The 24,998-nt window shown below is 72.8% G+C and carries 25 protein-coding genes and 1 pseudogene; 11 read left to right on the top strand and 15 right to left on the bottom strand.

Annotation, left to right across the window (positions count from 1 at the left end; genetic code table 11):
* Nucleotides 1-83 precede the first annotated feature (83 nt).
* Nucleotides 84-815: a hypothetical protein gene (locus N542_RS25940; protein WP_051552175.1), complete on the bottom strand. Its 732-nt coding sequence runs from the start codon at nt 813-815 to the stop codon at nt 84-86.
* A 194-nt stretch (nt 816-1,009) separates the two neighbouring features.
* Here N542_RS25940 and N542_RS26875 point away from each other — a divergent pair, with 194 nt between their 5' ends.
* A complete protein-coding gene (locus N542_RS26875) occupies nt 1,010-2,992 on the top strand; it encodes a glycine-rich protein (protein ID WP_051552173.1) in 1,983 nt (660 codons plus the stop codon).
* 34 nt (nt 2,993-3,026) lie between these two features.
* Here the strand turns inward: N542_RS26875 and N542_RS0120690 are convergent, their stop codons facing one another.
* Both N542_RS0120690 and N542_RS0120685 read right to left on the bottom strand, forming a co-directional pair.
* Nucleotides 3,027-3,824, bottom strand: a complete 798-nt coding sequence (locus tag N542_RS0120690; RefSeq protein ID WP_028645553.1) for a sulfotransferase family protein — start codon at nt 3,822-3,824, stop codon at nt 3,027-3,029.
* 127 nt (nt 3,825-3,951) lie between these two features.
* Entirely contained in the window at nt 3,952-4,668 is a 717-nt protein-coding gene (locus tag N542_RS0120685; RefSeq protein ID WP_028645552.1) for an SDR family oxidoreductase, read from the bottom strand.
* A gap of 86 nt (nt 4,669-4,754) precedes the next feature.
* On the opposite strand from N542_RS0120685, the gene N542_RS0120680 reads away from it, so the two are divergent.
* From N542_RS0120680 to N542_RS27960, 4 genes and pseudogenes are all read left to right on the top strand, one after another.
* Nucleotides 4,755-5,321, top strand: a complete 567-nt coding sequence (locus N542_RS0120680) for a TetR/AcrR family transcriptional regulator (RefSeq protein WP_051552203.1) — start codon at nt 4,755-4,757, stop codon at nt 5,319-5,321.
* Between the two features lie 100 nt (nt 5,322-5,421).
* Nucleotides 5,422-5,976, top strand: a complete 555-nt coding sequence (locus tag N542_RS0120675) for a type 1 glutamine amidotransferase domain-containing protein (protein WP_028645550.1) — start codon at nt 5,422-5,424, stop codon at nt 5,974-5,976.
* Nucleotides 5,862-7,019 (top strand): annotated as a pseudogene (locus N542_RS28460) (NAD(P)/FAD-dependent oxidoreductase); the annotation flags it as partial. The gene N542_RS0120675 and the pseudogene N542_RS28460, both read left to right, overlap by 115 nt.
* A 305-nt stretch (nt 7,020-7,324) precedes the next feature.
* A complete protein-coding gene (locus tag N542_RS27960; RefSeq protein WP_197026042.1) occupies nt 7,325-7,483 on the top strand; it encodes a Rieske 2Fe-2S domain-containing protein in 159 nt (52 codons plus the stop codon).
* Between the two features lie 7 nt (nt 7,484-7,490).
* On the opposite strand, the gene N542_RS0120655 is transcribed toward N542_RS27960, so the two are convergent.
* Both N542_RS0120655 and N542_RS0120650 read right to left on the bottom strand, forming a co-directional pair.
* Nucleotides 7,491-8,438 (bottom strand): TIGR03557 family F420-dependent LLM class oxidoreductase, encoded by a 948-nt coding sequence (locus N542_RS0120655; protein WP_028645548.1) that lies wholly within the window; start codon nt 8,436-8,438, stop codon nt 7,491-7,493.
* 103 nt (nt 8,439-8,541) lie between these two features.
* Nucleotides 8,542-8,778, bottom strand: coding sequence for a hypothetical protein (locus N542_RS0120650; protein WP_028645547.1), 237 nt, complete (start codon nt 8,776-8,778; stop codon nt 8,542-8,544).
* An 83-nt stretch (nt 8,779-8,861) separates the two neighbouring features.
* On the opposite strand from N542_RS0120650, the gene N542_RS0120645 reads away from it, so the two are divergent.
* From N542_RS0120645 to idi, 4 genes are all read left to right on the top strand, one after another.
* Complete coding sequence (locus tag N542_RS0120645) at nt 8,862-9,365, top strand: 2Fe-2S iron-sulfur cluster-binding protein (RefSeq protein WP_028645546.1); 504 nt, start codon at nt 8,862-8,864, stop codon at nt 9,363-9,365.
* Nucleotides 9,362-10,363: an FAD binding domain-containing protein gene (locus tag N542_RS0120640; protein WP_028645545.1), complete on the top strand. Its 1,002-nt coding sequence runs from the start codon at nt 9,362-9,364 to the stop codon at nt 10,361-10,363. The genes N542_RS0120645 and N542_RS0120640 overlap by 4 nt, the downstream gene beginning before the upstream one ends.
* Nucleotides 10,360-12,477: a xanthine dehydrogenase family protein molybdopterin-binding subunit gene (locus N542_RS0120635; protein ID WP_028645544.1), complete on the top strand. Its 2,118-nt coding sequence runs from the start codon at nt 10,360-10,362 to the stop codon at nt 12,475-12,477. The genes N542_RS0120640 and N542_RS0120635 overlap by 4 nt, the downstream gene beginning before the upstream one ends.
* Nucleotides 12,478-12,602: 125 nt before the next feature.
* Nucleotides 12,603-13,154 carry an isopentenyl-diphosphate Delta-isomerase gene (gene idi / locus N542_RS0120630; protein ID WP_028645543.1) on the top strand — a complete coding sequence of 184 codons (552 nt, stop codon included), beginning with the start codon at nt 12,603-12,605 and terminating at the stop codon, nt 13,152-13,154.
* Here the strand turns inward: idi and N542_RS25925 are convergent.
* Genes N542_RS25925 through N542_RS25905 form a run of 9 tightly spaced genes read right to left on the bottom strand, consistent with a single transcriptional unit; the run spans nt 13,141 to nt 21,163 of the window.
* Nucleotides 13,141-13,971: a phosphatase PAP2 family protein gene (locus N542_RS25925; RefSeq protein WP_051552169.1), complete on the bottom strand. Its 831-nt coding sequence runs from the start codon at nt 13,969-13,971 to the stop codon at nt 13,141-13,143. The two genes, idi and N542_RS25925, sit on opposite strands and share 14 nt — an antisense overlap.
* Entirely contained in the window at nt 13,968-14,453 is a 486-nt protein-coding gene (locus N542_RS0120620) for a hypothetical protein (protein WP_051552168.1), read from the bottom strand. Before N542_RS0120620 ends, N542_RS25925 begins: the two co-directional genes overlap by 4 nt.
* Nucleotides 14,453-15,607, bottom strand: a complete 1,155-nt coding sequence (locus N542_RS25920) for a glycosyltransferase (protein ID WP_051552167.1) — start codon at nt 15,605-15,607, stop codon at nt 14,453-14,455. The genes N542_RS0120620 and N542_RS25920 overlap by 1 nt, the downstream gene beginning before the upstream one ends.
* Nucleotides 15,604-16,980, bottom strand: coding sequence for a cytochrome P450 (locus tag N542_RS26860; protein WP_051552166.1), 1,377 nt, complete (start codon nt 16,978-16,980; stop codon nt 15,604-15,606). Before N542_RS26860 ends, N542_RS25920 begins: the two co-directional genes overlap by 4 nt.
* Nucleotides 16,977-17,312 (bottom strand): lycopene cyclase domain-containing protein, encoded by a 336-nt coding sequence (locus tag N542_RS0120605; RefSeq protein ID WP_028645541.1) that lies wholly within the window; start codon nt 17,310-17,312, stop codon nt 16,977-16,979. The genes N542_RS26860 and N542_RS0120605 overlap by 4 nt, the downstream gene beginning before the upstream one ends.
* Nucleotides 17,309-17,641 carry a lycopene cyclase domain-containing protein gene (locus tag N542_RS25910; RefSeq protein ID WP_197026041.1) on the bottom strand — a complete coding sequence of 111 codons (333 nt, stop codon included), beginning with the start codon at nt 17,639-17,641 and terminating at the stop codon, nt 17,309-17,311. Before N542_RS25910 ends, N542_RS0120605 begins: the two co-directional genes overlap by 4 nt.
* Nucleotides 17,638-19,248, bottom strand: coding sequence for a phytoene desaturase family protein (gene crtI / locus N542_RS0120595; protein WP_081795418.1), 1,611 nt, complete (start codon nt 19,246-19,248; stop codon nt 17,638-17,640). The genes N542_RS25910 and crtI overlap by 4 nt, the downstream gene beginning before the upstream one ends.
* Nucleotides 19,245-20,123: a phytoene/squalene synthase family protein gene (locus tag N542_RS0120590; protein ID WP_197026040.1), complete on the bottom strand. Its 879-nt coding sequence runs from the start codon at nt 20,121-20,123 to the stop codon at nt 19,245-19,247. The genes crtI and N542_RS0120590 overlap by 4 nt, the downstream gene beginning before the upstream one ends.
* The gene (locus N542_RS25905; protein ID WP_051552164.1) at nt 20,120-21,163 is read right to left on the bottom strand and encodes a polyprenyl synthetase family protein; all 1,044 of its coding nucleotides are present in this window, start codon (nt 21,161-21,163) and stop codon (nt 20,120-20,122) included. Before N542_RS25905 ends, N542_RS0120590 begins: the two co-directional genes overlap by 4 nt.
* Nucleotides 21,164-21,242: 79 nt before the next feature.
* Between N542_RS25905 and N542_RS0120580 the strand changes: the two genes are divergently transcribed.
* The gene (locus tag N542_RS0120580; protein ID WP_028645538.1) at nt 21,243-22,094 is read left to right on the top strand and encodes a DICT sensory domain-containing protein; all 852 of its coding nucleotides are present in this window, start codon (nt 21,243-21,245) and stop codon (nt 22,092-22,094) included.
* 50 nt (nt 22,095-22,144) lie between these two features.
* Nucleotides 22,145-23,128 (top strand): aldo/keto reductase, encoded by a 984-nt coding sequence (locus N542_RS0120575; protein ID WP_028645537.1) that lies wholly within the window; start codon nt 22,145-22,147, stop codon nt 23,126-23,128.
* A 25-nt stretch (nt 23,129-23,153) separates the two neighbouring features.
* Here N542_RS0120575 and ctaD read toward each other — a convergent pair whose 3' ends face one another.
* Nucleotides 23,154-24,923, bottom strand: coding sequence for an aa3-type cytochrome oxidase subunit I (gene ctaD, locus N542_RS0120570; protein WP_028645536.1), 1,770 nt, complete (start codon nt 24,921-24,923; stop codon nt 23,154-23,156).
* Between the last annotated feature and the right edge of the window lie 75 nt (nt 24,924-24,998).

Raw genomic sequence — 24,998 nt, 5'->3', positions numbered from 1 at the left:
CCGGCGCTGCCCTTGCTTGACAGCGGTCCCTGGGTACCCCTCCGAGGCGCCGTCATGCCCCGGCGGCGGCGGCGTTGCCCACGTCAACGTCCGGATGTCGGCTCCGTCGTCGAGCCACGGGACACGGCGGTGCCCGAGCGTGAGCGGCGCGCGCGCCGGTACGCCGGCTCTCGCAGCCGGGTGACGGCGGCGTACTGGCGCAGGCCCGGGACCTGGCGGCGTACCGGGTCGAAGGAGAGGCTCGCATCGTCGCTGAGCCGGGTCGACAGGCGCAGCACCGCGAACGGGTGCCAGTCACCGGAGGGCCGCGCCCAGGACAGCTCGTAGCTCTCGCCCGGCCCACCGCCGTCTGCGGCGAGCAGGAGGGGACCGGTGTCGGACTCGTACGGCAGCAGGGTCGTCAGCGGTCGCCCGCGTGGGTCGCGGCACACCGTCAGCACGAAGCGCGTGACCCGTCCCCGGCCGGTCGTCGAGAAGAGGATGTCGCCGCCGTCGGGGCCGGCGGGGACGCGGAGGGCGAGCCCGTGGACGTCGGGCAGGCCGTCGGGCAGACCGATCGCCCGCGAGAGGCGCACGATGACGTCGTCCTCGCCCGGTTCGTCGAGCCAGGCGATGCCGGTCTTCTCGTCCGACCCCGTGCGGTAGACGCGGCCGGCGAGCACATCCCCGTCCGGGTGGAGGGGCTTGCGCGCCGTACGCAACGCGGCCAGGGCCTGGGTGCCCGCGGCGAGGAGTGCACCGCCGGCCGACGCGGCGAGCCGAGCGGCCGTCGACGCGGGCGCCGTCAGCGAGTGGGCGGGCGTGCTCGGGTCCATCCGGCCTCCTGGGTAGGCGCTCCCAGTACCCGCGGCGCCGGAAGCAACACCGTCGACGGGTGTGCGGCCACGACGTCCCGGGATTCCAGATGGGCTATTCCCATCGCCCGCGCGGCCCGAGATGATCACCTGGGTTTTCGGGAGCTCACATCAGCCATCGGCAGCAGTGCCGTCGTGAAAGGCAGCGAGCTCCGATGATCTTCGCCAACCCGGGTACGTCGCGCGCACGACGGAGCGTCGCCCTGATCGCCGCGCTCCTGCTCACCGTCTGGTTGACGGGGGTCGACCTGGGCGTCGCGCCACCGGCGCTGGGCGCAGCTGCGCCGACGACCCAGGTGTTCACCACTCCGGGCGTCAGCGTGTTCACGGTCCCCGCGGGCGTGACGGAGGTCGAGGTCGAAGCGGTCGGTGCTGCCGGCGGCACCTGCTACAGCGGGAACGGCGGGCACGGGGCCTCGGTGACAGCGGTCGTCTCGGTGACGGCCGGATCCCAGCTCCGCGTCGGGGTCGGCCAGGCCGGTCCGGCCGAGGCGACCTGCATGGGCGCCGGCACACCGGGTGGGACGCCCGGCGGCGGCGGCGCCGGCGGCCCCGGCGATCCCTACCACGGTGCCACCGGTGGTGCAGGTGGCGGTGGGGCCTCGCTGATCAGCCTCGGGACCGGCGCTCCCACGTCGGCCAGCGCGCTGGTCGTCGCCGGTGCCGGTGGGGGCGCTGCCTATGGGATCGCCGGCGGAGATGCCGGCTCCCCGGGCGCGGACGGAGACGCCGGCGGTGGTGGCGCGGGGACCCAGGTCGCGGGTGGTGCCGGTGGCAGTCCCTTCGGCGGCAACTCGACGGGCGGGGTCGACGGGTCGGCCTTCTTCGGTGGCGCCGGCGGCCACGGCGACACCAACAACGGCAGCGGCGGGGGTGGTGGCGGTGGTGGCTACTTCGGCGGCGGTGGCGGCGGGGGTACGACGAACTACTCCGGTGGCGGCGGCGGCGGCTCCAGCTATGTGACGCCCACCGGCGACATTCTCAGCGAGGCTGCGCCCACCTCGAGCGTCGCGTCCGTGACGATCACCTACCCGCCCGTGTATCCCCTGCCCCGGGCGGTGATCTCGTCCCCGACGACCGGCGGCACCTACCTGCTGGACGAGTCGGTGATCACCGCGTTCTCCTGCACCGAGGCGACCGATGGCCCCGGACTGGCCTCGTGCGACGACTCCCACGGCACTGCCAGCGTCGACGGTGGCGCCGGAACCCTGGACACGTCGTGGGCCGGCACCCACACCTACACGGTCACCGCCACGTCGTCGGGCGGGGACACCGGCACCGACTCGATCTCCTACACGGTCGTCTACCCGCCGCCGTCAGCGCAGATCTCCCTGCCGACGACCGGCGGCACCTACGTGCTGGGGCAGTCGGTGGCGACGGCGTTCACCTGCGCCGAGGGGACCGGCGCCCCCGGTCTGACGTCGTGCGACGACTCCCACGGCGCGGCCACGGTCGACGGTGGTGCCGGGACCCTCGACACGTCCTCCGTCGGACCTCACACCTACACGGTCACCGCCGCGTCGTCGGGCGGGGACACCGGCACCGACTCGATCTCGTACACGGTCGTCTACTCGCCGCCGTCGGCGCACATCTCGTCACCGTCCACCGGCCACACCTACCCGTTGGGGATGCCGGTGCGCACCGCGTTCTCGTGTGCGGAGAGCAGCGGCGGCCCGGGGCTGGTGTCGTGCCAGGACTCGCACGGCGCCGCGACGCTCGCCGGTGGCACCGGCACCCTGGACACCACCACGGCCGGCGCCCACACGTACGCCGTGACGGCTCGGTCCTCCAGCGGTCTGAGTCGCACGAGGTCGATCTCCTACACGATCACCCCCGCACGGGTCACGATCAGGAGCACCCGGGCGAGAGTCGCCGGCGGGCGGGCGAAGATCGTCGTCGGCTGCGCCGGGGCGACCGTGTGCCGCGGAACCATCACGATCGTCCGCGGCAGGACGGTGGTCGCCACCGGGGCCTACCGGGCCAGCCGCGGGACCTCCGTGGTCGTCAGGACCAGGCTCACCAGGGCCGGCAGCGCGCTCGTGAAGAAGACCAAGGGGCCCCGCCTCTCCGCCCAGGCGCGGGCGACGGTCGTCGGAGGCGTGACAGCTCGACGCACGATCGTGCTCAAGCTCGGCTAGCTCGGCGGCGATCCAGCAGCTGTCTGCGGGCACCTCACCGTGATGCGCGTTCGCGGTGCGTCGCGGCCAGCAGCGAGCACGTGGGCCACTCGGTCAGCTCGTCGCCGAGACATCGACGGAGCTCCGCGAGGTCGTCGCCGACCAGCTCGGCGAACCGCTCGGCGCACCCGTCCGGCAGTGGCACGGCGCTCCTCCCCGGAGCCCGCGACGGCCGCACGGGCTCCCACCGGTCCGGGTCGGCGCCGGCGTGGGCGAGCACCCGGCGGACCTCTCGGTCGGTGTGCGCGCGGAGGCGCTCCTGGATCACCACGAGCAGCTGCTCCGGCGCGAAGAGGTCGGCGTACGGCGAGATCCGGTCCCAGTAGCGGCTGCGCGCGACGTACTGGCTCCCCGGGTCGAGCAGGGCGTCCGCGACCGGACGGGTCTCGGTCCCGTCGCGCACGTGGTGCTGCCACTGCGACACCGCCCGCTGGAGCGGGTCGCGGACGAGGTAGACCAGGCGGACCTCCGGCAGCAGCGCGTGGATCCGCGCGGGCACCTCGGGGTGGGAGGGATCCGTGTACCCGGGCGACGACTCGCCGCGGACCCGTGCGCGTGGGTCGAGCTGCGCGACGTACCACCCCCATCCGCGGTGCCACTGGCCGTCGCGCCACCACTCGGAGGGATCGTCGTGAGGCGGCCGATCGGGCCCGAAGAAGAAGTTGAGCTCCTTGCCGGAGGCCATCGCCACCTCGGGGTGCCGATCCAGCAGCGCGTGCAGGGCGCTCGTCCCGCATTTCATGGCGCCCACCACGAGCAGACTCGGGCCGGAGGCGTCGGCTCGGTGCTTCATCTGCGCTCCTCTGACTCGGGCGGGCCGGTGGCGGACCGGACCTCCCCGCACCTCCCTGCCCTCCGCCGGTAGCCGCGTCACCGCGGTGGAAACACCGGCGGCCGCGCCCGCGACCCAGGGGGACCGATCAGGTGCCCAGGGCGGAGAAGATCTGCTCGTAGCGCTCCTGCGGGCTGAGGACGAGGCCGGACTTGATGAACCTCGCCCAGTCGTCGGCGAGCACCTCCTCGACGCCGGACTCGATGGCGTCGAGACCGGCGCCGGCCAGGTCCGCCGGCGCGATCTTCGGCGCCTCCATGCCCCTGGCCATGTCGGTGTCGACCAGACCCATGTGCACCCCGACGACGTGGGTGCCCTGGGCGGCGAGCTCGAGTCGCGTGCTGTCGGTCAGCATCCAGGCCGCGGCCTTCGACGCGGCGTACGCGCCCACGCCGGGGGCGGTGAACCAGGACAGGGCCGAGACGACGTTCAGGATCGCGCCGCCGCCGTTGGAGCCGAGGATGGGAGCGAACGCCCGCGTCATGAGCAGCGGGCCGTAGAAGTTGGTGTCCATCTCGCGCCGGATCGTCGCTTCGTCACCGCTCACCAGCGAGGTGCCGGTCGAGATGCCGGCGTTGTTGATGAGCACGTGGACGTCCCCGGCCGCGGCGGCCGCCGCCGCGACCTGACCGGCATCGGTGATGTCGAGCTCCAGCGGGTGGATGCCCTCGGCCTCGAGGGTGGTGACGTCGCGGGCGGCGGCGTAGATCTTGCCCGCTCCCCGCTTCTTCAGCTGCTCGACGAACTCGGCTCCGATGCCTCGGTTCGCCCCGGTGACCAGCACCACCGCGTCCTTGATGTCCATGCCAACCCCATTGTGTAGTGACCGCTATTGATTGCGGGATGACCGTACCAGACTTCTGTAGCGGTCGATACGGTATGGTGGCGGGCATGGCTGGCCGCCCCCGGAGCTTCGATCGCGATGCCGCGCTGGCGACGGCCGTCGAGCTGTTCTGGCGCACGGGCTACGAGGGGACCTCGGTCGCGATGCTCACCTCGGCGATGGGCGTCTCGCCCCCCAGCCTCTACGCGGCGTTCGGCGACAAGCACCACCTGTTCGAGGAGGCGTCGGCGCGCTACTTCGCGCGCACCTGTGAGGGCCTGGATCGTGCCGTCGAGCTGCCGACTGCACGAGCGGCCATCGAGCGGATGCTCGAGGACACCGCCCGTGCCCACACGGGCGCGGCGACCCCGCCGGGCTGCCTGATGCTGACCGAGCCTCGGCTCGACGCGCAGCGCGAGGTCCTGCACCAGCGGATCAGGGACCGGCTCGACCGTGGGGTGCAGGACCACGAGCTGCCGAGCGCGCTCGACACCGACCGGCTCGCGGCGTTCCTGGTGGCCGTCATGCGGGGCATGTCGGGCTGTGCGCGCGACGGTGGCACCACCGAGGACCTCCGGGGGATCGCCGAGACGGCGATGGCGGCGTGGCCCGCAGCTCATCGAGAGCGAGCCTGAGCCCGAGCGCGGGCGAGCTCCAGCCGCTCCACCCCAACGAGTGGGTTTCTGATGCTGCCTCATCGGTCACTGGAGAGGCACACAGAAGGAGGGTTCACCCATGTCTACTTCGACCCTGAACGACAAGACGATCGCATTCCTGGTGGCCACCGAAGGCATCGAGCAGGCCGAGCTCACGGGTCCGTGGGAAGCCGTCCAGGAGGCCGGCGGCAAGCCGGTCCTGGTCAGCATCGAGACCGGCACGGTGCAGGCCTTCGACCACCTCGACGCGGCCGACACCTTCAAGGTCGACCAGGTGATCGGAGACGCAGACGTCACCGAGTTCGACGGGCTGGTGCTTCCGGGCGGTGTGGCGAACGGTGACGACCTGCGGACCAACGAGGCGGCGGTCACGTTCGTGCGCGAGTTCGTCGAGTCGGGCAAGCCGGTCGCCGCCATCTGTCACGCCATCTGGTCGCTGATCGAGGCCGACGTGGTCAAGGGTCGTGAGCTCACCTCCTGGCCGAGCCTGCAGACCGACGTCCGCAACGCGGGTGGGTCGTGGGTCGACCGCGAGGTCGTCGTCGACACCAACCTGGTCACCAGCCGCAAGCCCGACGACATCCCTGCCTTCAACCGCGAGTTCCTCGCGCAGTTCTCGACCGCCGACAGCTGAGAGTTCCCCGGAAGGCGCCGCCCGTGTCGTCGTTGTGGCTGGACCGCGATCGCATCGTCACCGACCAGGAGGTCGCCGAGCGCTACGACGACGTGGTGGTGGGTGCCGGCCTGACGGGACTCACGACGGCGCTGCTCCTGGCGCGGGCCGGCCGCGGCGTCGCCGTCGTGGAGGCCCGCCATGTCGGGGCGGGAGCCACCGGCAACACCACCGGCAAGGTCTCGCTGCTGCAGGGGACGAAGTACTCCCGGCTGCTGCGCTACCAGTCACGTCCCGTGGTCGAGAGCTACGTGCGGGCCAACCGTGAGGGCCAGGCGTGGCTGCTCCGCTTCTGCGAGCGCCACGGCGTCCCCGTGCAGACCCGCGATGCCGTCACCTACGCGCCCGACGCCGGCCCGGGAATCCGCCACGCACGGGCGGAGCTGGAGGCGGCGTCGTCCCTCGGGCTCGAGGTGAGGTGGGACGAACGGCTGCCGGTGCCCTTCCTGCACGTCGGAGCGGTCGTGCTGCCCGACCAGGCCCAGCTCGATGCGATGGACGTCCTCGACGCCCTGGTGCGAGAGCTCCGGGCAGCCGGCGGCCACGTCGTCCAGGGGCGTCGGGTCATGGAGGTCTCCCACGGTCCGGCACCCGTCGTCACGCTGTCCGACGGCAGCCGCATCGAGAGCAGCACCGTCGTGCTGGCCACCGGCACCCCCACCCTCGACCGGGGGCTGTACTTCGCCAAGCTCGAGCCCAAGCGCTCCTACGCCCTGGCCTTCGACCACCCCGAGCCACCCCGGCTCATGATGCTGTCCGCCGGCGGACCGACCCGATCGGTACGAGACGCTCCGGGTCCCGGGTCGTCGCGCAAGCTGCTGGTGGGCGGCGAGGGACACCCGGTCGGACGGGTCCGCAGCGAGGCCGACCACGTCGAACGGCTGCGGGCCTGGACCCACGAGTTCTACCCGGAGGCCGTCGAGACCCATGCCTGGTCGGCACAGGACTACACCTCGCACGACGCACTTCCGTTCGTGGGTCGACTGCCGCGCGGAGGCGGCGACATCTACCTCGCCACCGGCTACGACAAGTGGGGCATGACGAACGCCGTCGCCTCGGCCCTCGACCTCTCCGGCCAGATCCTGGGGCAGGCGCCCTCCTGGGCCGAGCCGGTCCACCGCAGGGTCACCCGAGCGCGGGGCGCGCTGGAGCTCGGACGGATCAACGCGCAGGTCGTCGCGGCCGGCGCGGCGAGGCTGGCCGCCGCCGAGCTTCGTGGCTCGCCTGACACGGCGCCCGACGAGGGGCAGGCCGACGTCGGCCGGGTCGGGGTCCGGCCGGTCGGGACCGCGCAGACCGACGGCCAGGTGTGTGCGGTCGTGCGCTCTGCACCCATCTCGGCGGCGTGCTGCACTGGAACGATGCCGAGTCCAGCTGGGACTGCCCGCTGCACGGCTCGCGCTTCAGCGCCACCGGTGAGGTCCTCGAAGGTCCCGCGACCTCGCCGCTGCGCCGCGTCGACCCCTGACCCGGGCTCAGCCGAGCTTCGGCAGCACGTCGGTGCCGTAGAACTCGATCATCTCCAGCGCGTGCGGGCCCATGTTCGCGAGGTAGAGCTCGTCGTAGCCCGCGTCGGCGTACTGCGTGATCTGGCGCAGGTGGTCCTCGGGGTCGCTGCCGGCGACGACCGACTCCCGGGTCGACTCCATGGTGACCAGCTCGGTGGCCTGCTGGAAGTGCTCGGGGGTGGGGAGGACCTGGGCCAGCTCGCCGGGCAGGCCGGCGTTCGGCCACAGCCGATGGGCGTGCTCCCAGCCCTCCTCCCGGGTCGGGGCGAAGGCCACCTTGGCGCCGGCCTGGGCGGGCCTGCCGCCCGAGGCGTCCTTGAAGGCGGTCACCAGGTCGGCGTCGGGCGCCGTCCCGATGTACCCGTCGCCGATCCGGGCGGCGACCTCCAGCGCCTTGGGGCCGAACGCCGACACGAAGATCTCGGGCGGGGTGTCCGGGACGTTGTAGATGCGGGCGTGGTCGACGGAGTAGTGGCGGCCCCGCGTGGTCACGACGTCACCGGTCCACAGCTGGCGGATCAGGGCGACCGCCTCCTCGAGCATCTCCAGGCGTACGTCGGCCGGTGGCCACGGTGCGCCGAGGATGCTCTCGTTCAGTGCCTCCCCGGTGCCGACGCCGAGGGTGAACCTCCCGTCGAGCAGCTCCGCGCAGGTGCCGGCGGCCTGGGCGATGATCGCGGGGTGCAGCCGGGTCGTCGGACAGGTCACCGCCGTCGTCACGTGCAGGTCGCAGACCTGGCTGATGGCGCCGATCACGCTCCAGATCAGGGGACTGTTGCCCTGCTGGTTGTTCCAGGGGTGGAAGTGGTCGCTGATCCACAGACCGGTGAAGCCCGCCCGCTCGGCGGCCGCTGCCTGGGCGACGAGCTCGGCGGGTGAGTACTCCTCGCACGAGAGGAAGTAGCCGATGCGCATGGGATCTCCTCGGATCGTCGGGTGCGTCTGTGCGTGGGGTGCCGGACCCGGTCGGCGGTCGGGCCCGCGGCTCAGGCCGTCGACCGCGCGCCCGCCGCTGGGGTCAACGATCCTCGGGGTGGTCGGAGTCGGCGATCGACCGCTGCGGCGGGTGCTCGAACCGCTCACGTTCGTCGGGGCGCGCGTCCGGCTGGTCCGGACGGTTCAGCTGCTCGCCCGGGTCGAGGTCGAGGCGGTCCGCCACGTCGGCAGTCGAGAGGTCCTCCTCGCCCGGCGCTCCCTCGACCGAGAGCGGCCCGTGCTCCTGGACTGACTTCCTGATGTGCTGTCGGTCTCCCATGACCTGCCGGTACCCGGCTGCCGGGACGTCATTCGGGCGCTGACGACCGGTTGCCCGCACCGGGTGTGGGTACCGCCCCCGCCATGGACGCCCAACTCTCGCTGACCGTCGACGGGACGGTGCACTCGCTCACGGTCGACACGCGGACGACCCTCCTCGACGCGCTGCGTGAGCGGCTGGGCGTCATCTCGCCGAAGAAGGGCTGTGACCACGGACAGTGCGGGTCGTGCACGGTCCTCCTCGACGGCCGCCGCCACCTCACGTGTCTCGCGCTCGCGGTGGCTTACGACGGCGCCGAGATCGTCACCGCTGACGGCCTCGCCGCCGACGGGCTGCACCCGGTGCAGCAGGCGTTCCTGGACCAGGACGGCTACCAGTGCGGCTACTGCACTCCCGGACAGGTCTGCTCGGCCGTCGGGATGCTCGACGAGCTCAAGGAGGGCCACCCCAGCCACGTCACCGAGGACCTCGTCGGCGAGATCGAGCCGAGCGAGGTCGAGGTCCGCGAGCGGATGAGCGGCAACCTCTGCCGCTGCGGTGCCTACCCGGGCATCCTCGCCGCTGTCTGCGAGGCGGCGCGCGGATGAGGGAGCTGGAGTACCTCCGCCCCGACAGCGCGGCCGCCGCGGTGGCCGCGGTGGCCGACCGGCCCGGCGCCCGCTTCCTGGGCGGCGGGACCAACCTCGTCGACCACCTCAAGCTCGGGGTGGCCTCGCCCGAGCTCCTCGTCGACATCAGCCGGCTGCCCCTGACCGACGTCGAGGCGTACGACGGACCCGACGGCAGCTGGCTGCGCATCGGCACCAACGTGCGCAACAGCGACCTCGCCGCGCACCCGGTCGTGCGGTCCCGGTTCCCGGCGGTCGCCCGGGCGCTCCTCGCCGGCGCCTCCGGCCAGCTCCGCAACCAGGCGACGACCGGGGGCAACCTCCTGCAGCGCACCCGCTGCGTCTACTTCCAGGACGTCACCACCCCGTGCAACAAGCGTGATCCCGGCAGCGGCTGCTCGGCGCTGGAGGGCTACGGGCGCTACAACGCGATCCTCGGAGCGAGCCCCGAGTGCGTCACGACGCACCCGTCGGACCTCGCCGTCGCGCTCACCGCGATGGACGCCGTGGTGGTGGTCCTCGGGCCCGAGGGCGAGAGGCGGGTCCCGATCGAGGAGCTCTACCGGCTGCCCGGGGACCGACCCGAGCTCGACACGGTCCTGGCGCCCAGCGACCTCGTGACCGCGGTCGAGCTGCCGTCGGCGGCGGCGAACGAGCACGCGACGTACACGAAGGTCCGCGACCGAGCCTCGTTCGCGTTCGCGCTCGTGTCGGTGGCCGCCTCCCTGGACCTCGCCGGCGGCGTGGTGCAGGACGTGCGGCTCGCCTGGGGCGGTGTCGCGCACAAGCCGTGGCGCGCGCGCCGTGCGGAGGCCGCGCTCCGCGACCGGCCGTTCGACGAGGACGCCTTGCGGGCGGCCATCGACGAGGAGCTGGCCGACGCGACGACCACGGACCAGACGGCCTCCAAGGTGCCGATGGTGCGCAACGCGACCACGATGACCCTGCTGCGTCTGGCCGAGGAGGCAGCCCGATGACCGAGCAGGCCACGCGACCCGTCGAGGCGCGCGCGATCGGCAGCCACCACGACCGGGTCGACGGCCCGGAGAAGGTCACCGGTCGGGCGGCGTACGCCGTCGAGCACGGTGAGGCCGACGGGGTCATCGACCCGCTGCACGTCTGGCTCGTCCAGTCGACGGTCGCCAAGGGGCGGGTGACGCGCGTCGACAGCGCGGCGTCCCTGGCCCACCCCGGGGTGGTGGCCGTGCTCGACCACACCAACGCCCCCCGCCTCGACGACACCGACAACGGCGAGCTGGCGATCCTCCAGGACGACCGCGTCGGCTTCCGCGGTCAGATCGTGGCCCTGGTGCTCGCCGAGACCCCGGAGGCCGCCCGCGAGGGAGCGGCCCTCGTCGCCGTCGGCTACGACCAGGAGCCGCACGAGGCCGAGCTGCGCGTCGACAACGCGACGTACCGGCCCGACCAGGTCAACCCCGCCATGGAGACCGACACCGACGAGGGCGACGTGGACGCGGCCCTGGCGAGCGCCGACGTGGTCGTCGACCAGGACTACCGGACGGCGTACGAGCACAACAACCCGCTGGAGCCGCACGCCACGCTCGCGTGGTGGGGGCAGGAGGGCGACCGGGAGGTGCTCTCGATGTTCGACTCCACGCAGGGCGTGCACGGCGTCGTCCAGGCCCTGGCGCCGATGCTGGGCCTGCAGCCCGAGCAGGTGCGGGTGCGGGCGCCGTACGTCGGCGGTGGGTTCGGCAGCAAGGGTGAGGCGCACTCGCACGTGATGGCGGCGGCGCTTGCCGCCCGCACGACCCACGGGCGACCGGTCAAGCTGGCGGTGACGCGGCAGCAGATGTTCGCGCTCACCGGCTACCGCACCGCGACCATCTCGCACGTGCGGCTCGGCGCCGCGGCCGACGGCACGCTCGTGGCGATCGAGCACGCCGTGCAGGAGCAGACCTCGGTGGTCCGGGAGTTCGCCGAGCAGACGGCCGCCCCGACCCGGATGATGTACGCCGCGCCGAACCGTCGCACCAGCCACCGGCTCGCGCGACTGGACGTCGCGGTCCCGTCGTGGATGCGCGCCCCCGGCGAGATGCCCGGCATGTTCGCCCACGAGGTCGCCATGGACGAGCTCGCGGTCGCGTGCGGGGTCGACCCGATCGTGCTGCGCGAGCGCAACGAGCCGGACATCGACCCGGAGAGCGGCAAGCCCTTCCACCAGCGGCGCCTGGTCGAGTGCCTCCACCGCGGTGCCGACCGGTTCGGGTGGGAGGACAGGCCGCCGGAGCCACGGACGACCGCCGACGGCGACTGGTGGGTCGGGACCGGGGTCGCGTCCGCGACGTACCCCGCGATGAGGTCGCCGGGCAACGCCGCTCGGGTGCTGGCCCTGGGCAAGGGCCGGTACGCCGTCTCCATCGGCGCCGTCGACATCGGCACCGGCGCCCGCACGGTGCTCACCCAGATCGCCGCCGACGCGCTGGACGTCTCCCCGGCCGCGATCGACCTGGCGATCGCCGACACCCGGCTGCCCGCGGCCTCGGTCGCCGGTGGCTCCTCCGGCACCAGCTCGTGGGGTACGGCGATCGTGGCGGCCGCCCAGCGGTTCCGCGCCGACCACGGCCCGTCGCCCGACGCGGGCGTGGAGACGACCGCCTCGGCCGCCGACAACCCGGCCGAGGAGGAGTTCGCCTTCCACTCCTTCGGTGCGGTCTTCGCGGAGGCTCGGGTCAACCGCTGGACCGGGGAGGTCCGCGTGCCGCGGCTGCTCGGCGTCTACTCGGTCGGCCGGGTGATCAATCCGATGACGGCGCACTCGCAGCTCGTCGGGGGACTGGTGATGGGGCTGTCGGCGGCGCTGTTCGAGACGTCGTACCGCGACGCCCGCTTCGGCCACGTGGTCACCCAGGACCTGGCGACCTACCACGTCGCCTCGCACGCCGACGTGCTCGACGTGGACGCCGAGTGGCTCGAGGAGTCCGACCAGGTGTTCACGCCGGCGGGCGGCCGGGGCATCGGCGAGATCGGGATCGTGGGCACCGCTGCCGCGGTCGCCAACGCCGCCTTCCACGCCACGGGGACGCGGGTGCGCTCGATCCCGATCACGGCCGGTGAGCTCCTCGACTGACCGACCCGGCAGCGATCCCGCAGCATGGTCTCCGCCCCGTCCGGGGACTGCGGACCGCGCCGTGCGCCCGACGTAGGCTGGGCGCAGCCCTCGCGACGAACCCATGGAAGTGAGATCGACCCCAGATGCCGGCAGAACCCGCAGACCTCGTCGTGCTCCTCGACGAGGACGGCAGCCCCTGTGGCACGGCGCCCCGAGCGACGGTGCACACCTCCGACACCCCGCTCCACCTCGCCTTCTCCTGCTACGTCTTCGACGATGCCGACCGGCTGCTGCTGACCAGGCGAGCCGTGACGAAGCGGACCTGGCCCGGGGTCTGGACGAACTCCTTCTGCGGGCACCCCCGTCCCGGCGAGGAGACGACGGAGGCCATCCGGCGCTACGGCCTGCACGAGCTGGGACTGACGGTGGCCGACCCGGTGAGCCTGGTGCCGTCGTTCCGCTACCGCGCCGTCGACGCGGGCGGCATCGTGGAGAACGAGGTGTGCCCGGTGTACGCCGTCCGGGTCGACGCCGAGCCGGTCCTGAACGCCGAGGAGGCCGCGGAGTCCCGCTGGGTGGAGCTCTCGGAGCTGCACGCCGCCGTCGCCGCCGCGCCGTGGGCGTTGAGCCCGTGGCTGCTCGAGCAGGTGGCGGCGATCGAGGCCGCGGGCGGTTGGCCCGTCATCGACCGCTGACGTCGACGCTCTCCGCCAGGTCCGCGGCCCCGGACCGCTCGGGAGGAGACCGGCGCCGGGTGGCGGCGCCGGCCGCGACGGCGATGCCCGCCGTCAGCCAGCCGGCGACCACGTCGACGACGTAGTGCTCGCCGGTGTAGACGAGGGTGAGGGCCATCAGCACGACGTACGCACCCAGCGCCGCGCGCCACCACCGGGTGACCGACGGCCACAGGAAGAGGGTGACGAGGAGCGCGGCCCCGGCGTGCAGCGAGGGCATCGCCGCCACCGGGTTGCTCTCGCCCTGTCCGAGGCCGCTCAGCCGCGCGATCGGGTCGAGCTGCAGGAAGTGCCATCCGAACCGGGAGATGCGGTCGACCTGACCGATCTGGTCCTGCTGCGAGGCCAGCCACGGTGGCGCCGCCGGGTAGACGACGTAGCCGGACACCCCGACCACCGTGAAGACGAGCACGGCAGCGATCCAGGCGCGGAAGCGGTCCCGGACCCGGAACCACACCCAGGCGGTCACCAGCGGGATCGAGACGAAGTGGGTGACGTAGACAAGCGCGGCGACGGCGTCGTACCAGTGCGTCGAGCCGTCGACGAGCCGCTGCTGGAGCCAGACCGAGGGGACGACGCCGAAGACGGCCTCGTCGACCCGGGCGGGACCGGAGACGTGCAGGCTGAAGCCGAGCCGGTTGGCGCCATCGTCGTGGTGCTGCGTGATCGGGCCGCTGACCCACTGGGCGGCGGCGTAGACGAGGAGGATCACGCTCAGCGGCGCCCAGGAGATGAGGAGCTGGGCGATCGGGCCGTGTCGGGAGTCTGGCTCGCTCATCGCCGCAGTCGCTCCATCAGCGCATCGATCCGGAACCGGTTGTAGCGCTGGATCAGGATGAACGGCAGGTTGACCAGCACGCCGTAGGTGACGAGCAGGGCGGCGGCCAGCGGCGGGTTCCACAGCACGAAGAGGGGGCCGCAGGCCAGGGCCCACCAGTGAGCCAGCTCCGCGCGGCGCGTCTCACGGGCGAAGGCCTCCAGCCCCGCGACGTCGTACGCCGGCAGCCGACGCTTGCTGGTCCCTCCGCGGAAGAGGTCGCCGGCCTCGGGCAGCCGGTCCTTCCAGCGGTGGATCCGCAGCCGACGGCGGTACCAGCGACCGCTGTCCTCGAAGGACCGCTGCCGCAGCAGCCAGCCGTCGCGGGCCAGCCTGCTGTCGTCGAGACGGTAGGCGGCGTAGCCGGTGGCGGCGTGGAAGGCGCCCCACGCCACGATGTCGACCAGCACGGTCAGGGTCTGCGGCATCACCAGCCGGAGCATCAGGCGCCTCCCTCGACCGATCCCGAGCCGTTGAGCGGCACGTCGCGACCGCGCCAGTCGACGGAGCGTCGGACGGCGGTGCGGAGCAGCGAGCGCGCGAAGACGAGGTCGAAGGCGAGCAGCGGCACCGGGAAGAGCGCCCACGTCCACCAGCGGAACGTGCCGAGGCGGCGCAGCACCGACCGCAGCTGCCACGTGACCGCGACCCACGCGAGCGCCCACAGCGCGGGAGCGCCGTACGCCGGTGACAGGCGGTGCCCGGCGACCGCTCCGGCGAGGGCGAGGAGGGCGCCGACGGCGACGGCGTGGTGCGCGCTGACCCAGGCGACGGCTCCGAGGGTGGGGCCGGGCGCGGCGGCCGAGGCTCCCGAGGCGAAGTTCTTGGTCCAGCCCGCCGCCAGCTGGCGGAAGCCGCCCGGATAGCTGCGCATCCGCACCGACCGGCCGCCGACCGCGCACCGCACCGGGAGGCCGGCGCGCTGGTAGGCGGCCGCCAGCTCGACGTCGTCCAGGATCTCCCCGCGTACGGCGGCGTGCCCGCCCGCCCGCTCGTAGTCCGCGCGGGAGGTGACCAGGCAGGGTCCGAAGGCCATCGACCGGCCGCGGGGCCGGCGGCGGAACTGGCCGGTGGCCAGGACCCCGACCACGTTGAAGTACGCCGACAGCTGCTCGTAGGGCCGCACGACGGTGTGGAAGGGCTGGACCGACACAAGACCGCCGTACCCGGAATGGACCTCGAGCAGGCCGTCCAGCGCGTCCGATGCCAGTCGGGTGTCGGAGTCGAGGAAGAGCAGCAGGTCTCCGCCGGTCGCCCCGGCGCCGACGTGGCAGGCCCACGCCTTGCCGGTCCAGCCGGCCGGCGGGTCGCCGGCGGGGAGCACGGTCGCTCCGGCGGCTGCCGCCACCGATGCCGTCGCGTCCCGGGAGGCGTCGTCGACCACCACGATCTCGCGGACGCCGACGCTGAGCCCGCTCAGCGAGCTCAGGAGCGCCGGCAGGGTCGCCTCCTCGTCGCGCGCGGGGACGACCACCGAGACCGTCGTCGCCTCCGCGCGGCGTGGGGCTCCCAAGGGGAGGGTCCGGAGGTCGCGCAGCAGCCAGCCGGCTCCGACCAGGGCGGCCAGCAGCAGTGCCGCGACGACCAGGTCGGTCATGCCAGCGGACTGATCACGAGCGGCATGCCGCCGCGCGGGTGCACCGCGACCTGGGTCTCGGCCGGCGGCCGGGTCCAGCCGTCCGGCACGTCCACGCGGTACGCCGTGAGCAGCCGGCTCAGCACGACGACCATCTCGCCGATCGCGAACTCCCGGCCGATGCAGAGCCGCGGTCCCTGGCCGAACGGCAGGTAGGCGGGGAGCGTGCCGCTCGCGCCGAGGAAGCGCTCCGGGCGGAACCCGAGCGGGTCGGGCCACGCGTCACCGCGGCGGTGGACCAGCCAGGGACTGACGATGACCAGCGTGCCCGCCGGCACCGCGTGCCCGCCGATCACGTCGGCCGCCTGCGAGCGCCGCGACAGCGCCCACGCGGGCGGGAAGAGTCGCAGCGACTCGTCGACCACCGCGCGCGTCCACGGGAGCGTCTCCCGGTGTCCCATCAGCGACACCGGGCCGGCGTGGCCCGTGAGCTCGGCCCGGGCCCGGTCCTGGGCCGGCTGGTCCTCCGCCAGCAGCATCAGCGTCCAGGCCAGCGCCGCGGCGACGGTCTCGTGGCCGGCGATGACCATCGTGACCAGCTCGTCGCGGATCTCGGCGTCGCTGAGCTCGCTGTCGAGCAGCAGGCCCAGCAGGTCGTCGCCGTGCCCGGAGCCGGACGAGCCGCCGCGTCGCCGCCGCTGGGCGATCAGGTCGGCGGAGATGGCGTCGAGGCGACGCCGCGTCGAGCGCAGCCGCACGTTGGTCGGCGTCGGGGCCCACGCCGCCGTCGGGAGCACCGAGCGGCCCAGACGGACGACGAGGGTCGCCGCGTCGCTCGTCGCGTCCAGGAGCCGCTGGGCGTGACCGGACAGGTCCGTGGAGAAGAGGGCGCGACCGACGGCGTCGAGGCCGATGCGGTGCGTGAGCGCGGCGACGTCCACCAGCCGACCGCCGGGACCGGGGTCGACCTCGAGGAGGCCGGCGATGGCGGCGTCCGCCGCCGCCCGCACCTGGTCGCCGACTGCCGCGAGACGCTGGTGGTGGAAGGCCGGCGCGGCGAGCCGGCGATGCTCGATCCAGTTCGGCTCCGCGGAGGCCAGCAGCCCGGGGCCCGTCACCCGCGCGAGCGCGGCGTACTGCACCGTCTGCTTGCCCCAGTTCCGCGCCGCGGTCTGCAGCACGTGCCGCACGTCGGCGGGGTCGTTGAGCAGCAGGGCGGGCGGTCCGGGCACCGGGAAGGCGACGAGGTCGCCGTACTTCTCGGACACCTCGGTCAAGAAGCTGAGCGGGTCGGCGCGCACCGAGCGGAAGGCGCGGGCCATGTCCAGCGAGGTGGGCCCGGGGATCCCGAGGTCGGTGGGCTGGAGCGCCTGCATGCGGGTCGCGATGCTCACGCGTCGCTCTCGCCCGTGCGGTCGCCCAGCCAGGTCCAGGCCACGCAGGTGGTCAGCACCAGGGCGAAGCCGAAGGCCAGGTCCTCGACCGGCGCGTAGGCGAGCCGGCCGTCCCCGACGAAGGTGACGTGTCCGCTGCCGAGGATCGTGTCGGGGTCGTAGCGGACGATGCCCCGACCGGTGAGCCAGCCGTTGGTCAGCAGCTGGAAGACCACGATGATGCCGTACGCCGACCACCACGTCCGCGAGCTCGTCAGCAGGGTCCGCGCCAGCCAGCGGTCCAGGGCGAGGGCGGCCAGCACCGCGACCACGGCGATCGCCGTGTAGGTCATCGGAGCTCCTTGCGCTGTCGCGCGCCGACCACCCGGACCGACTCGTAGGTCAGGACCGAGACCAGGGGGATGACGACGAAGAAGGCGATCTCCTCGAGCGGGAGCCCGGCGACCCGCCAGGGCAGCGTCTGGTCGGGGTCGAAGCGCCAGTGTCCCGCCGAGGTGGCGTAGAGGTCCCAGACCAGGAACGGCACCCCACCCGCCAGGATGGCGAGCAGCAGTCGCCTCGGCTGGCGCAGCACCCCGAGTCGGAAGGCCACGATGAGCGGCAGCGTCCCCACGAGGCAGAAGGCCAGCATCGCGACGTATGACCAGTGCGGCAGGCTCATCCGGGCACCGGCAGGGCCGACCGGTCGCCGGTGAGCCGCTTGAGCACGAGCTCGGCGCTGATCAGGCACATCGGAAGTCCCACGCCCGGAACCGTACTGGCTCCCGAGTACAGCAACCCGTCCACCTTGGCCGAGACGTTGCTGGGGCGGAAGAACGCGCTCTGGCGCAGCGTGTGCTCGAGGCCCAGGGCACCGCCCCGCCACGCGTTGTAGCGACGGGCGAAGTCGTCGGGCCCGACGGTGTAGCGGACCCGGATGCGCTCGCGCAGGTCCGGGATCTTCGCCCACGCCGCCATCTGGTCGATCGCCGCGTCCGCCGTGCGCTCCACCAGCTCGGAGCCCGCACCGTCGTGGCCGCCTCCGCCGATCTCGACGTCGGCGGGGACCGGGACCAGGACGAAGAGGTTCTCGGAGCCCTCCGGTGCCACCGTCGGGTCGGTCTCCGACGGCTTGCAGACGTAGACCGACGCGGGGTCGGGCACGCGGGCATCGGCTCCGAAGATGTCGCCGAAGTTCTGGTCCCAGTCGGAGGTGAAGAAGAGCGAGTGGTGGGGGAGCTGCGGCAGGCGACCCTCCACACCCAGCATCGCGAGCACCGCTCCCGGTCCCGGCGACCGACGGCGCCACGACGTGGGCGGGTGGGTCTGGAGCCGCGGCGGGAGCAGGGTGGTCTCGATGTGGTGCAGGTCCGCGGCGCCGACGACCACATCGGCCGGGAAGGTGCGCGCGTCGCCGTCGACCGTCGCCACCACACCGGTCGCCCGGGGGCGGCGAGCACCGTCGTCGCTGGTCAGGATGCCGGTGACCGCGGCGCCCGTGTGGAGACGCGCCCCGTGGCGCTCGGCCAGCGCCGCGATCGCCTCGATGAGCCGGGTGAAGCCGCCCTGGGGGTAGAGCACCTGGTCGCCGAGGTCGAGCCGGCTCATCAGGTGGTACATGCTCGGCGCCCGGCTCGGCGAGGAGCCCAGGAAGACCGCGGGGTAGCCGAGCACCTGGCGCAGCCGGTTGTCGGAGAACTGCGAGGCGACGTGGCTGCCCAGCGAGCGGGTGAGCAGGCGGCCCAGCCGCGGGCTGCGGCGGACGACCTCGGGGTGCAGCAGCGTGGAGCGGGCGTCGAAGTTGTTGTAGAGGAAGCGGCGCAGCGCGACGTCGTACGTGTCCTCGGCGGAGCGGAGGTAGGCGTCGAACCTCTCTCCCGCACCCGGCTCCAGGGACTCGAAGAGCGCCCGGTTGTGCTCCCGGTCGGGCCGGATGTCGACCGGCTCGGCGTGACCCTCGAAGAACACGCGGTAGCTCGGGTCGAGCACGGTCAGGTCGAGCTCCGCCTCCGCGGTGGTGCCGAGCAGGGAGAAGAAGTGCTCGAAGACCTCGGGCATGAGGTACCACGACGCGCCGGTGTCGAAGCGGAAGCCGTCGCGCTCCACGCTGCCGACGCGGCCGCCGAGCTCGTGGTTCTTCTCGAGGAGGTCGACGCTGTAGCCACGCGAGGCGAGGAGCGCTGCCGTGGCGAGCCCGGCGATCCCACCGCCGATGACGACGACGCGCTCGGAGCCGGGTCCGGTCGCGCTCGGCCCGGAGGTCGACCGGTCGTCGAGGACGCGGCTCACGCCCGGCTCCCGTAGAAGGCGCCGGCCACGACGCGGACCTTGACCGGGTCGGGCACCCGGACGCGCGCCTGGAGGATCTCGGTCGCGGGCGTCGCCCGCAGCCGTGTGGCCAGCTCGGCGAACGTCGCGTACGCCGCGAGGACGGCCCGGCGGCTGCCCGACGGCAGCGCCGGGATGACAGCGGCGGCGGCGGCGAGGTCCTCGTCGATGTCGTCGAGGATCTGGTCGCGGTCCTCGTCGCAGAACCCGTCGACGTCGAGCCCGGGGAAGTAGGAGCGGCGCAGGACGTCGTGGTCCTCGGCGAGGTCGCGGAGGAAGTTGAGCTTTTGGAAGGCGGCCCCGAGCCGCTGTGCCCCCGGCGCTAGCCGGTCGTAGTCCCGGTCGCGGCCGGGCTCGTGCGCGAGGAAGACCCGCAGGCACATCAGGCCGACCACCTCGGCCGAGCCGTAGACGTAGCGCTCGAAGGTCTCGGGGGTGTGGACGGAGGTGTCCAGGTCCATCCGCATCGAGTCGAAGAACGGGTCGATCACCTCCGCGGTGATCCCGCACGCGACCGCCGTCCTCGCGAACGCGTGGACGACGAGGTTGCCGCTGTAGCTGGTCTGCAGGGCCTGGCGGACGTCGTCCTGCAGCCAGGTCAGCATCCGCTCCCGGGGCTCGCGTCCGAGCGTCGGGTCGGGGTTGTCGACGATCTCGTCGGCCACCCGCACCAGCGCGTAGACGTTGCGGACCGGGGTCCGCACGGGCTTCCCGAGCAGCAGGGAGGCGAGGCCGAACGAGCTGGAGTAGCGGCGGATGACGACCGCGGCGCTGCCCTCGGAGACCGAGTCGTAGAGGGTGCGGGCGGGCTGACGGCTGAAGAGCAGCGGGTTCACGCCGCCACCTCCTTGGGGTCGATCAGTGCGGGCAGGCAGGCGGTCACGGCGGGGACCAGGTCGGTGGAGACGCCCAGCTCCTCCACGATGCTCCGGGCGCCGGTGAGGTGGGCCTCGGCGAGCTCCTCGACGAAGCGGCGCGAGCCCGACGCCGTGAGCAGGCCCTGCGCCTCGCCCAGCTCCTCCTCGGTGAGGTCGCGCCCGACGTAGTCGCTGATCTGCTCCCACTCCGCGGTGGAGGCGGCGTGGATGAGCAGCGGCGTCTGCTTGCGCGTGCGCAGGTCGCTGGTGGCGCTCTTGCCGGTCTGGGCGGGGTCCCCGAAGACGCCGATGAGGTCGTCGACCAGCTGGAAGGCGACCCCGAGCATCAGGCCGGCCGCTCCGAGCCGGTCCACGACGTGCTCGTCCGCGCCGGCGAGCACCGCGCCGGCCTGCAGCGGGAGGGCGAAGGAGTAGGCGCTCGTCTTCTGCTCCTCCATCGCCAGGCTCTCGCCGAGCGAGGCCGTGTCGAGGTGGAGCGCGAGGCGGACGTCGGCGAGCTCGCCGGCCGCGGTGGTGTGCAGGGCGGCGTCGAAGAGGTCGAGCAGGCGGTGCGCGACGTCGGGGCTCGCGCCGCAGGTCGCCACCGCGCGGATGGCGGCGGCCAGCGCGAGGTCGCCCGCGAGGATGCCGGCCGCCCGGCCGATCCCGGCGGCGTCCTCGGGGCCGGCGCCGGCGGCCCGGGCGCTCGAGCTGAAGGTGCCGCTGACGTTGAGGCGGCCGCGGCGTACGTCGTCGCCGTCGATGACGTCGTCGTGGATCACGAACGCCGTGTGGAGCAGCTCGACGGCGGCGCCGACCTCGGCTGCGGCCTCGGGCGAGGTGCCCTGCAGGGCGTCGTGCGCGGCGGTGACGAGCGCCGGCCGGAACCTCTTGCCGCCCTCGCTGGCGGCGGCCACGGTCTCCCAGAGTTGGGCGTGCGCCGGGTCGATCGCGGCCGCGCGGGTCCGGCCGTCGTCGAGCAGCCGCTGCAGCGCATCATCCGTGGTGCGTGGGATCACGACCGTCTCCTCGTGGCGGGCAATGGGAGAAACTTATGCAAGACTTTGAGAATAATCTATGCACTGTGAAGAGGATGCCATGGAGCGCTCGGAACTGAAGCATCCGCTGACGATCAGCGACCTGGCCCGGCGCACCGGCGTCCCGCCGGCGACCCTGCGCAGCTGGGAGGCACGCTACGGCTTCCCGCGGCCCACCAGGATGGCCGGCGGCCACCGGAGGTACGGCGAGCCCGAGGTCGCCGCGGTGCTCGAGGTGGTGCGGCACCGGGACGGGGGACTGGCGCTCGAGGCCGCCGTACGCCGGGTGACCACCGAGTCGGCCCGGCCCCGGTCGATCTACGCGGAGCTCCGCCGGTGGCATCCCCTGATGGCCACCCAGGTCCTGTCGAAGGCCAGCCTGGTCGCGCTGAGCCGGGCCATCGAGGACGAGTGCTGTGCGCGGGCCCAGGAGCCGCTGCTCTTCGGCTGCTTCCAGCGCGACACGTTCCTCCGCGCGTCCCGGGCGCGCTGGGTGGAGCTCGCCCGCACCGCCCGGGCAGCCGTCGTCTTCGCCGAGTCCGCCGTCCCGGCGGCGCCGCGCCCGGGTGCGCCGATCGAGGTCGCACTGCCCCAGAAGGCGGCGCTGAACCGCGAGTGGGCCGTCGTCTGCGACGCCCCCGACCTGCCGGCGTGCCTGGCGGCGGTCGAGCGCCCGGGTCAGGACGGGGTCGCCGACGCGCTCCGCCGGTTCGACGCGGTGTGGACCGTCGACCCGCGCGTGGTGCGGGACGCGAGCCGCGTGGCGGCGACCCTCGCCGACGAGTACCGACCGGGGTGGCGCCCCGCAGGGCTGGCCCTGCCCGAGGACGAGCCACCGAGCGCCTCGGCGGACCTGCGACGGGCCTCGGACCTGATGAACCGGACGATGGGCTACCTCGACTCCGTGCGGTGACCACGTCGCCGGCGCGTGCTTGTCGCGCCGGGCCGACCTAGGCTCGAGACATGGACACGCGCACCCTCGGCCGGCTCCAGGTCTCATCGCTCGGCCTCGGCTGCATGGGCATGAGCCAGTCCTTCGGTGCCCGCCCGCCACGGGACGAGATGATCACCTTCCTCCGCGACGCGGTGGAGCGCGGGGTCACGCTCTTCGACACCGCGGAGGTCTACGGCCCCTTCCACAACGAGGAGCTCGTCGGGGAGGCGCTGGAGCCGGTCCGCGACGACGTCGTGATCGCCACCAAGTTCGGCTTCGCCTTCGACGACCAGGGTCGTCAGACCGGAGTCACCAGCAGGCCGGAGAGCATCCGCGCCGCGGTCGACGGATCCCTTCGTCGCCTGCGGACGGAGACGATCGACCTGCTCTACCAGCACCGGGTCGATCCCGACGTCCCGATCGAGGAGGTGGCGGGCGCGGTCAAGGAGCTCATCGAGGCCGGCAAGGTCAAGCACTTCGGCATGTCCGAGGCCGGCGTCGCCACGATCAGGCGCGCGCACGCCGTACAGCCGGTCACCGCGCTGCAGAGCGAGTACTCCCTCTTCTGGCGCGAGCCGGAGGACGCGATCCTCCCCGCGCTGGACGAGCTCGGCATCGGGTTCGTGCCGTTCAGCCCGCTGGGGCGTGGGTTCCTGACCGGCCAGGTCACGGCGGCGACCGAGTTCGGCGAGGGCGACATCCGCGCCACGCTGCCTCGCTTCGAGCGGGAGGCGCTCGCGGCGAACCTCGCCCTGGTCGACCTGGTCACGAAGGTCGCCGACCGCAAGGGCGTCACCGTCGGCCAGGTGGCCCTGGCCTGGCTGCTCGCCCAGGAGCCCTGGATCGTCCCCATCCCCGGCACCCGACGGCTCGAGCGCCTGGACGAGAACCTGGGATCGGCCGCCGTCGAGCTGACCGCGGACGACCTGGCGGAGCTGGACGTCGCCTCGACCACCGTGGAGGTGCATGGCGAGCGGTACCCCGAGGCCATGCAGAAGATGATCGACCGCTGACCCGGCCGCGCCCGGCACGGATCGCTCATGCGTCCTCGGCGCCGTCGGCGGGTGCCTGCTCGGCGACGTGCTCCCGGCGGCCCTGCTGCTCGGGTGCGTCGACGGGCTGCTGCTCGCCGGCCTGCTCCTTGGGGTTCTGGTCCAGCTCCATCATCGCCACGTCCGGGTGGTGCAGGTCGAAGGCGGGGGACTCGGAGCGGATCCGCGGGATCGTGACGAAGTTGTGGCGCGGCGGCGGGCAGCTGGTCGCCCACTCCAGCGAGCGGCCCCAGCCCCACGGGTCGTCGACGTTGACCAGCGGTCCTCGGCGCGAGACGTAGACGTTGTAGAGGAACGGCAGCGTCGAGGCGCCGAGGAGGAAGGCGCCGATGCTGGAGATCTGGTTGAGGAGGGTGAACCCGTCGTCGGGCAGGTAGTCGGCGTAGCGACGCGGCATGCCCTCGACGCCCAGCCAGTGCTGGATCAGGAAGGTGGTGTGGAAGCCGACGAAGAGCAGCCAGAAGTGCAGCTTGCCGAGACGCTCGTCGAGCATCCGCCCGGTCATCTTCGGCCACCAGAAGTAGAAGCCGGCGAACATCGCGAACACCACGGTGCCGAAGACGACGTAGTGGAAGTGTGCGACCACGAAGTAGGAGTCGGTCACGTGGAAGTCCAGCGGCGGGCTGGCCAGGATCACCCCGGTGAGGCCGCCGAAGAGGAACGTCACCAGGAAGCCCGCGGACCAGAGCATCGGGGTGTCGAACGAGATCGATCCGCCCCACATGGTGCCGATCCAGTTGAAGAACTTCACGCCGGTCGGGATGGCGATGATGAACGTCATGCCCGAGAAGAACCGGAGGTCCACCGCTCCGGTGACGAACATGTGGTGCGCCCAGACAGCCACCGAGTAGAGCGCGATCACGATCGTCGCGCCGACCAGGCCGATGTAGCCGAAGATCGGCTTGCGGCTGAAGACCGGCAGGATCTCGGTGATGATGCCGAAGAACGGCAGCGCGATGATGTAGACCTCGGGGTGCCCGAAGAACCAGAACAGGTGCTGCCACAGGATCGGGCCGCCCGCGCGGGAGTCGAAGACGTGGGCCCCGAGCTGGCGGTCGGCCTCCAGCATCAGCAGCGCCCCGGCCAGGGTGGGGAACGCGATCAGCACGAGCAGGCTGGTCACCAGCGTGTTCCAGGTGAAGATCGGCATCCGGAACATCGTCATCCCGGGGGCACGCATGGTGATGATCGTCGTCATGAAGTTGACCGCGCCCAGGATCGTCCCGAGCCCCGCCATCCACAGCCCCATGATCCACAGGTCGCCGCCGACGCCCGGCGAGCTGACGGCGTCGGAGAGCGGGGTGTAGGCGGTCCAGCCGAAGTCGGGCGCGCCGTGGGGGGTGAGGAAGCCCGAGGCCGCGATCAGGCCACCGAAGAGGAAGAGCCAGTAGCTGAACATGTTCAGCCGCGGGAACGCCACGTCGGGCGCCCCGATCTGCAGCGGCATGATCACGTTGCCGAACCCGAAGAACAGCGGCGTCGCGAAGAGCAGCAGCATGATCGTGCCGTGCATCGTGAAGAGCTGGTTGTAGAGCTCGTCGTTGACGACCTGCATGCCGGGGTAGGCCAGCTCGGAGCGGATCAGCATCGCCATCAACCCACCCACCAGGAACCAGGCGAACGACGTACCGAGGTAGAGCTTGCCGATCAGCTTGTGGTCGGTGGTGCTGAGGATCCGCGCCAGCTGCAGGCCGAGCGAGGGTCGTGCGGTGATCGCGGTGGCGGCGGCCGAGGGTGCCGCGCGAAGGGTGGTCACGGGACACCTGCTCGCGTCGTGCCGCACCCGTTGCTCAGCTGCGACCACGGGAGGTACCCCTCTCGTCCCACACAC

Origin of the sequence: Nocardioides sp. URHA0020, assembly GCF_000620705.1 — a bacterium.
Lineage (GTDB): Bacteria > Actinomycetota > Actinomycetes > Propionibacteriales > Nocardioidaceae > Nocardioides.
Note: the sequence above shows the minus strand (reverse complement) of the source record. Positions and strands in the feature narration are given on the sequence as shown.

Coding starts and splice junctions, on each gene's coding strand:
- N542_RS0120680 (WP_051552203.1), top strand. CDS start 4,755: ATGGCTGGCCGCCCCCGGAGCTTCGATCGCGATGCCGCGCTGGCGACG.
- N542_RS0120635 (WP_028645544.1), top strand. CDS start 10,360: ATGACCGAGCAGGCCACGCGACCCGTCGAGGCGCGCGCGATCGGCAGC.
- N542_RS0120640 (WP_028645545.1), top strand. CDS start 9,362: ATGAGGGAGCTGGAGTACCTCCGCCCCGACAGCGCGGCCGCCGCGGTG.
- N542_RS0120690 (WP_028645553.1), bottom strand. CDS start 3,824: ATGAAGCACCGAGCCGACGCCTCCGGCCCGAGTCTGCTCGTGGTGGGC.
- N542_RS0120650 (WP_028645547.1), bottom strand. CDS start 8,778: ATGGGAGACCGACAGCACATCAGGAAGTCAGTCCAGGAGCACGGGCCG.
- N542_RS0120580 (WP_028645538.1), top strand. CDS start 21,243: ATGGAGCGCTCGGAACTGAAGCATCCGCTGACGATCAGCGACCTGGCC.
- idi (WP_028645543.1), top strand. CDS start 12,603: ATGCCGGCAGAACCCGCAGACCTCGTCGTGCTCCTCGACGAGGACGGC.
- N542_RS25925 (WP_051552169.1), bottom strand. CDS start 13,971: ATGAGCGAGCCAGACTCCCGACACGGCCCGATCGCCCAGCTCCTCATC.
- N542_RS0120685 (WP_028645552.1), bottom strand. CDS start 4,668: ATGGACATCAAGGACGCGGTGGTGCTGGTCACCGGGGCGAACCGAGGC.
- N542_RS0120620 (WP_051552168.1), bottom strand. CDS start 14,453: ATGCTCCGGCTGGTGATGCCGCAGACCCTGACCGTGCTGGTCGACATC.
- N542_RS0120655 (WP_028645548.1), bottom strand. CDS start 8,438: ATGCGCATCGGCTACTTCCTCTCGTGCGAGGAGTACTCACCCGCCGAG.
- N542_RS0120645 (WP_028645546.1), top strand. CDS start 8,862: ATGGACGCCCAACTCTCGCTGACCGTCGACGGGACGGTGCACTCGCTC.
- N542_RS0120575 (WP_028645537.1), top strand. CDS start 22,145: ATGGACACGCGCACCCTCGGCCGGCTCCAGGTCTCATCGCTCGGCCTC.
- N542_RS25910 (WP_197026041.1), bottom strand. CDS start 17,641: ATGAGCCTGCCGCACTGGTCATACGTCGCGATGCTGGCCTTCTGCCTC.
- N542_RS0120675 (WP_028645550.1), top strand. CDS start 5,422: ATGTCTACTTCGACCCTGAACGACAAGACGATCGCATTCCTGGTGGCC.
- N542_RS25940 (WP_051552175.1), bottom strand. CDS start 815: ATGGACCCGAGCACGCCCGCCCACTCGCTGACGGCGCCCGCGTCGACG.
- N542_RS25920 (WP_051552167.1), bottom strand. CDS start 15,607: ATGACCGACCTGGTCGTCGCGGCACTGCTGCTGGCCGCCCTGGTCGGA.
- N542_RS0120605 (WP_028645541.1), bottom strand. CDS start 17,312: ATGACCTACACGGCGATCGCCGTGGTCGCGGTGCTGGCCGCCCTCGCC.
- N542_RS26875 (WP_051552173.1), top strand. CDS start 1,010: ATGATCTTCGCCAACCCGGGTACGTCGCGCGCACGACGGAGCGTCGCC.